This window comes from Furfurilactobacillus milii (assembly GCF_009864005.1).
GTDB lineage: Bacteria > Bacillota > Bacilli > Lactobacillales > Lactobacillaceae > Furfurilactobacillus > Furfurilactobacillus rossiae_B.
Map to the genome: position 1 here is coordinate 509,692 of NZ_WEZQ01000005.1, position 12,721 is coordinate 522,412.

The window sequence follows — 12,721 nt, forward strand, 5'->3', positions numbered from 1 at the left end:
TCACTGCGCATCACCACCAGCCACTTCAATTTCAACGTTATCAAAAATTCCGGCAATTGGGACCGAATATTTGCGCACGCGGAGTGTAACGCCGGTAGCTTCGGGATACTTTTCCTGAAGCATCGTCAACGTGTTGTTAGCCAACGATTCAATTAAGTCATAGGAATGATTCGAAACGAACGATTCAATATCGTCATAGACGTGTCCGTAATGAATGGTCGTTGTTAGGTCATCATCATGCACTTTTGTCTCAATTGGATAGTTCAGTTCAACGTCCATTTCCAGCCGTTGGCCCAGTTTCTTTTCTTCCGGAAAAACACCATTATACGTATGAAATTGCATATTATTGATACGAATTTTACCCATTAAATTAGTCACGTCCTTAATTAATACTCGGTCCAATATATAATCATGAACCAACGATCGTCTGTGTGAATATCAAGTCTCATCTTATCACATGCACCATCTTAGTGTGGTGCAGTTTGTTTTATCACCGTTAGGTCGCCATTGTTTGTTTAACAAGTTAGCAATCAAGCCCAACAAAAGTGACATCATTCGGCCTTATTTTATCGCTATTTTGCGTGTGCTTTTCTAAATGACGATATACTATAACCATCAGAAGGAACAAGGCTTTCACAGAGGATTCGCGGTCATGTCGGAATTTTTAATTTTGACCGTCAACGGCGATGTGTCACATCACAATCGTTGATACCGCCATCCTGAGCGGAAGTTAGCGCAGATCAACAGTGCCTCGTTTCAAGCGAGCTTGGTTGGTCGCAGTCCTGGAACGTGCTCGTTGTCTAAATCAAACGGTTAATCCGATTGTTGTCCCTATCCCTGCTGTGATGGTCAAGGGTTTCAAACGTCACGTGAATCGGCGCACGGTTCATGTCGTTGACAACCATCGTGCTGAAAGGCCACTACTAATGAGCCATGGTGAAGGTCGCTGAGGCTCTCACGATGTTAAAACACGTTCGTTCATCAGCGGGCGGCAAAACCACTTGCTGATCAGGATTTGTCCTTCCGTGCCGCCACAGCGAAAGTTGTGGCGGTTTTTTTGTGAGCGTGTGAACGCCCCTGATTGCAAGCCAAGCAATAACATAAATTGGCTGTTGTGAGGGCGCTCTTTGCCTTTACAGCAGCCAATTTGGGTTATGCGCAGGCTTGTGGGGCGTGAACACGTTTATGACAAGCCCCTAGGAGCGGGCTGGAGCGCGTTATCGCTATGTAGAGCGGAAGAGCGTCAACGCATCTGGAAGATAAAAGCTAAACCATTATCAAGTAGTCAAACGCGCAATCTAGCAATTCAGTACCTCTCCCTCATAATTCACCTGATTCCACAGGCACATTAATCGCCCTTCTTCTCCAAACTAGATTACACTAACCTCAAGAAGGAACACCAAGTGATGAAAGCCGGTTGAGTCGTTTGACAAAAGATCGACCACCACATGGCGGACCCGTTCTAAACCGAGCTGGCGCAACGGTTCATGTCTTGCTTAGGTAGGATGCAGGCCAATGCAATGGGTTGGCAAAGTAGCGGGCAGTATCCTTCACATCGTACTCGGCGGACAGTCTAGCACTCATTAGGCTGCCCGCTTTTTTAAGCTTACATATTTTTTCTGATTAAAATTGCTAGTAAGAACGATTTAACATGCATGGTCCACATAGTCAGCTGGAGGGCGGCAACATTAAACAAAGCCGTGAAAATGCTGTTAAACCGGCGAACTATGTCTTAGCCATGTTTCCATGATGTTCAAATCACCACTGTGATACAATTGGACCATCTTAACTCGAGGAGTTTGCTATGCAAAGAATTCTGTCCAGCAGCATTATCGTACTTGCCATTGTCATCTTCGGCGGCGTTGTGTGGCTCACTGAAGCGCAACACCTAACCGGCGTCACCCTCTTCGCCTTGTGGATTGGTGCGTTCATCTTAACAACCGTATTGGTGACCCTCATCAAGGTCTGGCAACTACGTTTACAGCAAACAAAAGATGGAGGTCCCAATGACAAACGATAATCGACCGTTTTTATTTTCATGGTTGCCGCGCGTTTTGGAAGTGGCATCACTTTGGATTATGGTTCAACTGCCACCTACCATCTTGGCCTTTGCCAGTAAAACAACGTTTGCCAACGCTAGCGGGTACATTCTCCTCACTGCCTTCTGGGGTTCCTTCCTGCTCTGCATTTGGATCGCCTACCGTCGCTTTCGCCATTGGTCTGGTGAACGGTTATTCCATGATTTTAAGCTGAGAGACATTGGGGTTGCGATCTTGGCCTATCTGGCCATCATCTTTAGTGAAGCTATATTAATGCGGCTTCAACAGGTACTGTACCACACGCAATCGACTGAAAATAATCAGGCCATCAGTTCCATTATGAAAACAAGTCCGGTGGCTATGGTTGGTTTCGGCGTATCTGCCGTATTGTTAACACCTTTTTTAGAGGAACTCGTCTTTCGCGGTGTCATCACCAACATTTTTTTCAAACGAAATAACCTGTGGGCTAAAGTGTTACTATCTGGCGTGTTATTCTCCAGTGGCCACATTTCCGGCAATCCAATCAGTTTTCTACTCTACTTTATGATGGGCGCCATATTAGCGTTTACATACCAAAAAACACACAAACAATTTAATTCCGTCATGGTCCATTTCATGATTAACGCAGTTGCGATTACGCAACTTCTCAGCATGATGCATTAAATTCACATTATTAAAAGAGACCGCTAACACCTGACAATTCGTCAAGCGCTAACGGCCTTTTTTATACGATGACAATTAATTATTGATCATCGTGTTTCTGTTTACTTTCTGGATCTGTGAACTCACCATCGAATGAATTACGATGATCGTCCTCTGTTCGTTCATAAGATGCATCCGCTGAGAAATGATGTCCCTCAGCGTCGGGCATAACCAGCGCTGCAATCGCATACGCAACAATCCCAGGGCCAAACGAAACGGCAATCAGAATACCACCGATCACCCGTGTCAAGGCGATGTCCCAGCCAAAGTACTCGGCAATACCACCAAAGACCCCCGCCAGAACCTTATCGTTAGACTTCGTTAATTTCTTTTTCATCGTTAATCATCCTCCCCGTTATTCGTTTGATTATCGTTAATTTCATTGTACGGAATTTTTACCGTCATTGGTAGTTAAGTGCATAATGTCTGGCACCGTTTCATTTTGTTGCAACGTGCCGCCATCTTCATTGTGTTGCTCAAACAACTTATTCTCATCGTCGCCATGAAGAACGTAACCCTTATTCCGATCAGCGTTAACAATCTCATTATCGCCGTCATCGTTAGTTACGTTAACGGCACCGGTAAACCCACCATTTGTCATGTTGAACGTACCGTCAGTCAGTTGAATGGAACCTTGGTTCAGCTGGACATCTCGCAGGCTAACCGCACCGTCATCAGTTTTAATGGATGGTGTGTTTAGTGTCATTCCGGTCACATAAAGATTTCCGTCGTGACTGTTAACCTTAAGGGGCTGTGTAACCGCCATGTGTTCAAGCATCACGTCATCATGGGCGCTGATACTGACTGTATCTGCTGAAACATCAGTAATCCGAATGGCGCCTTGACGTTCTTTAATACTAATATTGTTGAGCTTAGTCCCCCGTGGAACTGTCACAACAACAGTCCGGTCGGGGTGTTTAGACTCATAGAATGTTCCAAAACCAAACGTACCTTCAGGATTGTCACCAAAACTCCAGCCGGTCATCGAATTGTCTGCACGTTTTTGTTCGATAACCAGTTTGTGCCCCACCGATCTAACTGTTGGCATGGCTTCTTTAGTACTGCTAACTTGGACACGAGCGGTGTCGCCTTCCTTGATACGAATCTGATCGCTTTTCAAGTCGACGCTTATCGCGTCAAAATCCTTCACTTTCTTGCTGACTGTTTGCGTCGTTCTTAGTTCTGGTCGTCCATGATGACTAAACGTAACGTCTTTAAAACTGTGGGTAAAAGCACCGGCAGCAACCATGATCAAACCAACGATGAGCACTGCGATGCCAATTTTTAAAGTTCTCTTCATGATTAATGATCCCCCTTCGGCTGTTGACGCCGGTTTGAAAATTTACGGTACAAGAAGCGAATAAAGTTTGCAGAAATCTGGATCAGGAAACGAATGATGTAATAGCATAATGGGATCAAAATCAGGATGACACCAACACCAGTCAGGCCAACTCCCAAATAGGCAATGCCGACAAAGAAGTTTGTAAAGACCATGTAGGCGCCGGTGTACAGTGAGACGCCAGCGACCGCAATAGCTCCACCAACTAAGGCCACCGCTACAACAATTCCGGACCCAATGAGTGCAACCATGACGACGACTACGGCGAACAGCACAGCAACGATTGCAATGGCTGCTGGAATGGTCACCGGCGTTGACAGAATCGCCAAAATAATCATCCATACCATGTTGGCATTGGAACGTGGTGTGCGTCGCTCACCCTTTTGTTCAGCTGTCTCATTTTCCTTAATGGAGTAATCGGCGAGTACTTTGCGAGCCAGTTGTTTTGGTGTTCCCAATTTACTAACGATGGCATCCCCCGATGTCAAGTTAGCGTCCTCCACATATTCGGTATAAAAATCCATTACATCTGAACGCTCGCTATCACTTAAACCGTGCAAGCGTCGTTGTAATTCTTTTAAGTAGGCGTCAGTTGTCATCAGTTGTCCCCTCCGTTTTGTTTTGCATGTGCGCTGGTGGATTAAAAATACCGTCTAGGCTGTCTTTATAGGCATCCCACTCATGCAGAATCTCTTTTAACCGTTTCTTACCGGTTGTCGTGATTTTATAGTACCGTCGATTGCGGCCTTGAAATGGTTGATCATACGTCGTCAACCACGCTTCCTTTTTTAACCGACGGAGCACTGGATACATGGTTGATTCAGAAACTGTGATTGATGATTGGATGTGTTGCGTTAACGCGTAACCGTATAGATCTTCTCGATCCAGCAACGCAAGCACCATCCCGTCTAGCAACTCTGTGCTAACTTGAATGCTCATGAGCCTGGCCTCCTAACTGAAGCGTTGTGTCTTTTAAACATATTTGGTCTCCTACTTTGTTTGTGACTATATTATATGTCGTATAATATAAAAGTCAACACAATATCATTTAAAAAATCGTTTCTCACTATTTCTGCGTAAAAAAATCGTTTTGAATTCACTATCACCAACGTTTAGCCTTGTTCTTTTGGAAAAATAAAAAGGATTGCATCAATTATCTATGTAATCCTTAATTAGTCCTCACGCTTGATAAACGTATTTAATTCTCTGATTTCTTGTTGCATTAACTGGTTTTCTTCATGCAACTGCTTAATTTCCTGTAACAGTTCATCATTCGAGACTGCTGTTTTACGCTGACTCTTTTTAGTGAAATAAGTCGTCAACGTGCTGGTCAGCATGCCAACAAAACCGACTCCAATCAGCATTAATGTGATTGCCACAATTTTGCCAATGACAGTATGCGGGGAAATATCACCGTATCCTACTGTTGTAGCGGTCGTAATCGCCCACCATAACGCATTGCCAAAGGAAATCTTTTCAACAGTAGCGTACACTGAGGCCGCAACGAGCAAAATCGCAATGCTGGCATAAAGCAAATAAATGAATCCATTTGTTTGCAAGAAATTCCTAAGCTTATCCTGCAGTTTGCCAATAATACCAGCCATTCGAAATATTCGTAATAAACGAATTATCCTAAAAATGCGGGCAAAACGAAACAGATTAAACACAGCATTAACGGGAATAATCGCAAGTAGATCCATTACATGCGTTTTGAAATACTGTTGCTTAGATTTTGCACTGAAAAGACCAACGATATAATCAACAACAAAAATACACCAAATGGCGGCATCAACAATCGAATATGGTGCCAAAGATAAATTAATTTCGCCAGTAAGATCAAAGAGCGTTAACACCACAGAAATAACCGCCAAAACAATGATGAATAGCTGATAAAATTGACTAAAAATTCTGCTTTTAGATTTCATAACACACTGCTTTCTGCATAAAAAGACCGTTTCTGTATGCCAATAAATTAGCACATAGAAACGGTCTTCTTATAACTGAATGTTTTCTTATGCCCCTGGCTGGATTCGAACCAGTACTCACCAAGGTGAACAGCGACCTGAACGCTGCGCGTCTGCCAATTCCGCCACAGGGGCATGTTAAAGTTATTCCCTTCAACAAGATACTAGTTTACACGACCTCAAGAATGACGGCAAGCCCTATTTTCAGTTTAAAAGATTGTTTTATATTCAAGACGGTTGTTAAAAACGCTCGTCCGTATACGCTTCGAACAGTGCCTGCATATTCACGCAAACGCCTGCACCAATGCGGATATAATTAATTTCATCCAACTTCATGTCCAACTGCCAGGCGTCACTTAAATCCCACGGGTTCAAATAATTAAGGGCCAATGTGTCACCAACAAAATCACCTAAGAAACCAGTGAAATCCGCGTCCTCTGCCGTCTCATCATCAATTTGACGTAACGTCCCAAGGTTAATGATCCACTTGTGTTTAAGTGAAGTTTGCAACGCCGAGGCCAGTAAATGATCGGGATTTAGTGTCAATGTATCTGCCCACTGTGCAATCCGCCACGGGTCTTCACGATGTTGAGCGATGGCCGTTTGTTGCCAAACTTCCGTGCTCCGCAAATAATCGGAACGGAGCAATATCTTAGTAATAAATGCCTTCTGAATGATCTGTATGCCGTTTACAGCACCGTTAGGATCAATTACCCGCAAACACACCGAAGTCGCATCTTGAGCCATCACGTAACCGACAGAGAAGGTTTCCTCATCCATAAAATTATAAATCGCAATTAATAAACCGCGGTCTTGGGCCGTAGCCAGTTGTGTCTCAATATCCGTCATTCACATTATCCCTTCAGTACATACTCATTAACCAATTCGGCAATCGCGCCGTCATCGTTAGTGGCCTTAGTTTGTACATCAGCCTGTTTGGCAACTTCTGGAACAGCATTGGCCACCGCGACACCAACACCAGCCGCCTTGATCATCGGCAGATCATTAAAGTTGTCGCCGACAGCCATCGTATCTTCATGATCTACACCCAGTAAATCGGCTAGTTGCAACAATGCGCGGCCCTTGTTCACGCCTTTCTTGTTGAACTCAATGTAGCGACCAGACGAAAAGGTCACATCCACGCCATCACCATAAGTGGCCATAACGTGATCTGCCAGTTCGTGCTGACGCTTAACATCCGGTGTTTCAAAAATCACCTTCATAATTGGGCGATTCTTCAAAAAGTTGATGTCTGGCTGTTCTAATTTGGTAAACGGAACTTGGCGTGACGCCATATAAGCAGCATCCGTTGGTGTTTGGTGATAAATATAGAGCTGATCTAATAAGTAAACATGACAACTGACGTGATCAAACGTCCGGCCGGCATCAAATACGCCCTTTGCTAAGTTAAAGGGAATGCCATTAGTCGCAATCACACGGTCATGTGCATTTTCCAAAATGGCGGCTCCATTATAAGAAATTTTATATTGGTGCGGCTGTTGTGCTAGTCCGAGATCAACTAAATTATCCTCGAAGGATTCATAACCGCGACCTGAATTTGGTACAAAATAAACGCCGGCCTTAGTAGCAGCTTTGATGGCGTCAATGTTTTTCTGATTTAATGAACCATCCGTATCCAATAATGTTTCATCCAAATCACTCGCAATAATTTTAATCACAGTATGTCTCCCATCAGATAGGTCATCACTTTAGTACGTCAAGTCTGCCCATCGCTCTTCTTAAACGTACACTCACCCGCTACTGTCATGAGATAAAATGAAAGTTAGCGACGAGTATTACTTCTGTCACTACCATACCGAAAAAAAGGCGGTTTGACAATCATGTAAACGATTTCTAAACGGTGTAAGATGGAGTTGGTATGATTCACTATATTTGTATAGAAGGAAGTCTATGACATGGCAAACGTTTATTTATCAGCTCAATTTCCTGACAAGGCCCAGCAAATGTTGACTGAGGCTGGTTTAACCGTTAACAGTTATGACGGCAAAGGACTCGTTGATCGGGAAACACTAGCAAAGAACCTCGAGACGGCAGATTATTTAATTACCTCACTGTCTACAATGGTCGACGCTGATTTAATCCAGGCAGCTCCCAAGCTAAAGTTAATTGCTAACTACGGTGCCGGTTTCAACAACATCGATGTTCAGGCGGCAAAACAGCGTCATATTCCTGTCACTAACACCCCAGTTGTCTCCACCATTTCAACGGCAGAATTGACTGTTGCCCTGATTCTAAGCACCCTACGTCGCGTCGCTGAGGGTGATCGTTTGATGCGGACAACCGGCTTCTCTGGCTGGGCACCACGCTTTTTCCTTGGTCATGAACTGAATCAAAAGACCGTTGGTATTATCGGGATGGGCGGCATTGGTCAAGCTGTCGCAACACGCTTAAACGCATTTGGCATGCATATTATTTACACACAGCGCCACCCACTGGCAAATGACCAGGAATTGGCCTTAAACGCAACCTACGTTACTATGCCAGAATTGTTGAGCCAATCGGATGTCGTCACCATCCATGCACCATTGACCGACAATACGCATCACCTTATTGATGCGACTGCCATTTCACAAATGAAACCTAGCGCCGTGCTCATTAATGCTGCTCGTGGTCCCATCATCGACGAGGCCGCCCTGCTTAAAGCATTACAACAACACCAAATTGCCGGAGCTGCCCTGGACGTCTACGAAAATGAACCTAAGGTTGCTGAGGGTTATAAAGCATTGGACAATGTCACTTTGACACCACATATCGGTAATGCAACGGTTGAAGCCCGGGATGCCATGGCAACCATCGTGGCAGAAAACGTCATTGCAGTCGAACATGGTGAACAGCCTAAGCATATCGTCAACGCTTGAGTTTACACAATTAATTTTCTAAAATTTATTTTATCGTATGTGGCAACACCTCTTTTATGCACGCAAAATGTTCGCTAAAATATGAATTAGCGTTTGTTATTGCAATTTACATATACGGAGGAAGAGACACATGTGGAAAGAGTTTAAAGCATTTATCACGCGTGGAAACGTGATTGATTTAGCTGTTGGGGTCATTATCGGATCTGCTTTTACGGCAATTGTTAAATCACTGGTTAGCACCTTAATCAATCCGTTAATCGGGATTTTCATCGGTGGCATCGATTTTTCAAAAATGGCCTACACGGTTGGCTCCGCCAAGTTCAAGTACGGCAGTTTCATTAATTCAGTTATTTCCTTCTTAATCACCGCATTTGTCGTGTTCTTATTGGTTAAAGCAATCAATAAGATCATGCCACGGAAGGAAGTTACACCGAAAGAAACCAAGACTGAACACCTACTGATGGAAATTCGTGATGAGCTTAAGGCATCAAACAATCATGATGAAGGACCACAAGCCTAAATTTTTTTATGGCGTCGAGTTCACAGCTCGGCGCTTTTTGATGGTTACAATTGACTAAGTTGTTTGCAATAGATGCAGTATGACAAGCCAAAATGTTGTAACATATGTTGTAGCGCTAAAAAACTTGAGCGAGGAGATATCCATGGTGATAATTACCGCAGGAATGATTGGGGTTGGTAAAACAACTCTTACAGGCTTAATCGCAGACCACTTACATACCAAGGCGTTCTTTGAACCCGTTGGTAACAACCCAGTGTTGCCGCTTTACTACAAGGATCCTAAACAATACGGGTTCCTATTACAGATTTTCTTTTTGAACAAACGTTTTTCAATGATCAAAAAGGCATTGGCAGATGATAACAATGTGCTGGATCGCTCCATTTATGAAGATGCCTTGTTCACCAAAGAAAATAACAAGGAAGGTAACATTTCAGACACTGAACTCGAAGTGTACCTCAACCTTTTAGACAACATGATGAATGAACTTCAGGAATTGCCTAAAAAAGCGCCTGATTTGATGGTCTACTCAGAAACTGATTTTGAAACCATCCTGTACCGAATCAAAAAACGTGGTCGTGACTATGAACAATTCGACAATGACCCTGCCCTGCGTGACTACTACTATAAAATGTGGTCAGCTTACAAGGAATGGTATCGCGATTACGACGCCTCTCCAAAAATGAAAGTTGACTTACAAAAATACAATCTTGAAGATCCTAAAAATGTCACCGAAGTTCTTGGCGAAATCGACGAACATTTGAAGAGTATCCGCAATTAAACCAAAATACCGACCAGAAAGATTTCAATTTTCTGGTCGGTATTTTTATTACTTATGTGAAACGCTAACTAGTCATCCGTTTGGGCGGCCAATTCAGCAATTGATTGCGCGTAAATCGCTGAAGCACGGTAGATATCTTCAACCGGAATAAATTCATTTGGCTGATGCATCGTGTCTTGAACGCCTGGGAACATCGCCCCAAACGCTACCCCACGTTTCATCAAACGGCCATAAGTATCACCACCAACAACTTCTTCTTTAGCTGGCAGGCCAGTTTGATCATGGTAAACGTTGAGCAACGTCTTTACAATGGGATCTTCGGGAGAAACGTAATGTGGTTCCATCGCGCGTCCTGCAACCGCCGTTCCATGATGCATTTCGGCACCTTTGACAACAGCAGCCGTGATTTCTTCTGCAGACGTATTCTTTGGATAACGGAAGTTAAGGGTTACTTCACCATGACTATCTTTAAAGTTCATAATCCCAATATTCATGGACAACGCACCCATCACGTCATCAGTAATCTTAACGCCTAAATGCGCGCCAACAGTGTCGTCGTGAACATCATCTGCAATAAATTGAACGAAGTTAGCTGCCGCGCCATCAAATGTTTGCGTTGCTAAGAAGGCACCTAGATAAGTCCCGGCATTGATCCCGTTTTCAGGCCATGCGCCATGTGAGGCTTTCCCATCAACATGCAAATGAATACCATCGCCATCAGTGGTGACTTCACCGGTAACTGGTGCTTTATCCAAAAAGGCAGTGAAAGCAGCAACAAATGCTTCATTGTCACTGCTGGTCACAACAGCATCAGCTTCAGCAGGCACCATGTTATCACGTTCACCAGAGGCAAACGAAACTAACGTGTTCACTGTATCCGCATTTTGATCGCCATCAAAACTAGCTTTCAGCGTGATGTTCCCTTTTTCACCGTTGATAATTGGGAATTCTGCATCAGGAGAAAAACCAAGTGTTGGCGCTGGTTCAACTTCAAAGTAACGGGTCATCCCCGTCCAATCTGATTCTTCGTCTGTGCCGACAATGAAACGAATTTTACGTTTGAGTGGTAAACCTAATTCAGAAACAATCTTCAGACCGTAGTAAGCGGCCATCCCGGGTCCCTTGTCGTCAGACGCACCACGGGCGAATAACTTGCCGTCTTTTATGGTTGGTGTGAATGGATCAGTATCCCAACCTGTTCCAGCAGGCATTTCGTCCACGTGTGCCAAAACGGCCAATGTTTCTTTTGCATCAGGATCACCAAGTTCAACGTAACCAACAACGTTATCAATATTCTTAACGCGGAAGCCGTCACGTTTAGCAATGCCCAAGAACGTTTCCAAGCCGGCCTTAGGACCAGGACCTAAAGGAGCATCATCAGTGGCTTTGCTGTCATCACGAACGCTGGGCACCTCCAACATCGTTTGCAGATCCGTCATTAGATCCGCTTTTCGTTTATCAACTTCTGCTTTCCAATCAGTCATGCATCGTCTCTCCGTTTCTTCATTAAGGTTGAAACACTAGTTATAGTCTAGCATATCCACCCTCTTACGGCTCCTGTTTTAGCCCGCTGTTTTGTCAGGACATGCTATACTTTATGAAAGCGGACCAAGGAGGTTGCTTATGTCCATTCAACCAATAACAGAAACAATTTTACGTCAAACAATTCGGCCACGTCCTGAAAATAGCCATAAGGGCACGTATGGCAGGCTAACTTTAGTCGGCGGTAATGCTCAATTTGGTGGTGCCATCATCATGGCGACAACTGCTGGCATCTATTCCGGCGCTGGCTTGACCACAACACTGACCGATCCAGTTAATATCACAGCGTTACACGCCCGTATGCCGGAAGCAATGGTGACCGATTTTCACGATGAGGCAACCCTAACTGAATTGATCAGTAGCGCCAACAGTATCGTTGTCGGCCCTGGACTCGGTTCAGATGAAGCAGGGTTAACTGCCCTTAGACGCGTGTTTGCGACCGTTCAACCACAACAATCGCTCACAATTGACGGTTCTGCCATCGATTTAGTGGCCAAACACGATCTGCCATTGCCAAACGCTAAACTTGTGTTCACCCCTCACGAAATGGAATGGCAACGGTTATCCGGTATCGCAATCAAGGATCAAACACCAGACAATAATCAACAAGCTGTCGCAAAACTTGGTGGCATTGTTGTCCTTAAAAAACATCATACTCAAGTCTACGCAGACCACCAAATTTTTGAAAATCCTGGCGGCACGCCTGCAATGGCCACTGGCGGAATGGGCGACACTCTGGCTGGCATGGTCGGTGGCTTTACTGCTCAGTTTGCGGACCAGTTGAACGCCGTCCTGTCAGCCGTTTATATTCACAGCCAGATTGCTGACGATTTAGCGCACAATGCATACGTCGTTCTACCGACACAAATCAGCGAAGAAATTCCTTGGTATATGAAACAATATTCGTTACCCCAATCTACTAAAATGTAAAAATGAGCATCACTCAACCGCCAATTTT

Annotated in this window: 15 protein-coding genes and 1 tRNA gene; 6 read left to right on the top strand and 10 right to left on the bottom strand. The window is 44.3% G+C overall.

From position 1 onward, the window contains the following. A complete protein-coding gene (gene folB, locus GB993_RS05235) occupies positions 1 to 366 on the bottom strand; it encodes a dihydroneopterin aldolase (protein ID WP_017261636.1) in 366 nt (121 codons plus the stop codon). Positions 367 to 1,804: 1,438 nt separating this feature from the next. On the opposite strand from folB, the gene GB993_RS05240 reads away from it, so the two are divergent. Then, on the top strand, positions 1,805 to 2,020 hold the full coding sequence (locus GB993_RS05240; protein ID WP_161003348.1) for a hypothetical protein: 216 nt from the start codon (positions 1,805 to 1,807) through the stop codon (positions 2,018 to 2,020). Next, positions 2,007 to 2,702 carry a CPBP family intramembrane glutamic endopeptidase gene (locus GB993_RS05245; RefSeq protein ID WP_161003349.1) on the top strand — a complete coding sequence of 232 codons (696 nt, stop codon included), beginning with the start codon at positions 2,007 to 2,009 and terminating at the stop codon, positions 2,700 to 2,702. Before GB993_RS05240 ends, GB993_RS05245 begins: the two co-directional genes overlap by 14 nt. A 79-nt stretch (positions 2,703 to 2,781) precedes the next feature. Here GB993_RS05245 and GB993_RS05250 read toward each other — a convergent pair whose 3' ends face one another. From GB993_RS05250 to GB993_RS05285, 8 genes are all read right to left on the bottom strand, one after another. Beyond that, positions 2,782 to 3,078 (bottom strand): PspC domain-containing protein, encoded by a 297-nt coding sequence (locus GB993_RS05250; protein ID WP_161003350.1) that lies wholly within the window; start codon positions 3,076 to 3,078, stop codon positions 2,782 to 2,784. A gap of 42 nt (positions 3,079 to 3,120) precedes the next feature. Then, complete coding sequence (locus tag GB993_RS05255) at positions 3,121 to 4,041, bottom strand: DUF4097 family beta strand repeat-containing protein (RefSeq protein ID WP_161003351.1); 921 nt, start codon at positions 4,039 to 4,041, stop codon at positions 3,121 to 3,123. A gap of 2 nt (positions 4,042 to 4,043) precedes the next feature. Further along, positions 4,044 to 4,679, bottom strand: a complete 636-nt coding sequence (locus GB993_RS05260) for a DUF1700 domain-containing protein (RefSeq protein ID WP_161003352.1) — start codon at positions 4,677 to 4,679, stop codon at positions 4,044 to 4,046. Then, the gene (locus tag GB993_RS05265) at positions 4,669 to 5,019 is read right to left on the bottom strand and encodes a PadR family transcriptional regulator (RefSeq protein ID WP_017261629.1); all 351 of its coding nucleotides are present in this window, start codon (positions 5,017 to 5,019) and stop codon (positions 4,669 to 4,671) included. Before GB993_RS05265 ends, GB993_RS05260 begins: the two co-directional genes overlap by 11 nt. Before the next feature lie 233 nt (positions 5,020 to 5,252). Then, complete coding sequence (locus GB993_RS05270; protein WP_161003353.1) at positions 5,253 to 6,005, bottom strand: potassium channel family protein; 753 nt, start codon at positions 6,003 to 6,005, stop codon at positions 5,253 to 5,255. 90 nt (positions 6,006 to 6,095) lie between these two features. Continuing rightward, positions 6,096 to 6,179: transfer RNA gene (locus GB993_RS05275), tRNA-Leu, on the bottom strand. A 105-nt stretch (positions 6,180 to 6,284) separates the two neighbouring features. Beyond that, entirely contained in the window at positions 6,285 to 6,893 is a 609-nt protein-coding gene (locus GB993_RS05280; protein ID WP_161003354.1) for a hypothetical protein, read from the bottom strand. Between the two features lie 5 nt (positions 6,894 to 6,898). After that, positions 6,899 to 7,723, bottom strand: a complete 825-nt coding sequence (locus tag GB993_RS05285; protein WP_161003355.1) for a Cof-type HAD-IIB family hydrolase — start codon at positions 7,721 to 7,723, stop codon at positions 6,899 to 6,901. 237 nt (positions 7,724 to 7,960) lie between these two features. Here GB993_RS05285 and GB993_RS05290 point away from each other — a divergent pair, with 237 nt between their 5' ends. The 3 genes from GB993_RS05290 (at position 7,961) to GB993_RS05300 (ending at position 10,221) form a co-directional block, all read left to right on the top strand. After that, complete coding sequence (locus tag GB993_RS05290; protein WP_161003356.1) at positions 7,961 to 8,923, top strand: NAD(P)-dependent oxidoreductase; 963 nt, start codon at positions 7,961 to 7,963, stop codon at positions 8,921 to 8,923. Positions 8,924 to 9,053: 130 nt separating this feature from the next. Next, positions 9,054 to 9,443 carry a large-conductance mechanosensitive channel protein MscL gene (gene mscL, locus GB993_RS05295; protein ID WP_017261624.1) on the top strand — a complete coding sequence of 130 codons (390 nt, stop codon included), beginning with the start codon at positions 9,054 to 9,056 and terminating at the stop codon, positions 9,441 to 9,443. Between the two features lie 142 nt (positions 9,444 to 9,585). After that, a complete protein-coding gene (locus GB993_RS05300; protein ID WP_017261623.1) occupies positions 9,586 to 10,221 on the top strand; it encodes a deoxynucleoside kinase in 636 nt (211 codons plus the stop codon). Between the two features lie 68 nt (positions 10,222 to 10,289). Here GB993_RS05300 and pepV read toward each other — a convergent pair whose 3' ends face one another. Further along, complete coding sequence (gene pepV, locus GB993_RS05305) at positions 10,290 to 11,705, bottom strand: dipeptidase PepV (protein ID WP_161003357.1); 1,416 nt, start codon at positions 11,703 to 11,705, stop codon at positions 10,290 to 10,292. Positions 11,706 to 11,850: 145 nt separating this feature from the next. On the opposite strand from pepV, the gene GB993_RS05310 reads away from it, so the two are divergent. Beyond that, positions 11,851 to 12,693, top strand: coding sequence for an NAD(P)H-hydrate dehydratase (locus tag GB993_RS05310; protein ID WP_161003395.1), 843 nt, complete (start codon positions 11,851 to 11,853; stop codon positions 12,691 to 12,693). Positions 12,694 to 12,721: the final 28 nt, after the last annotated feature.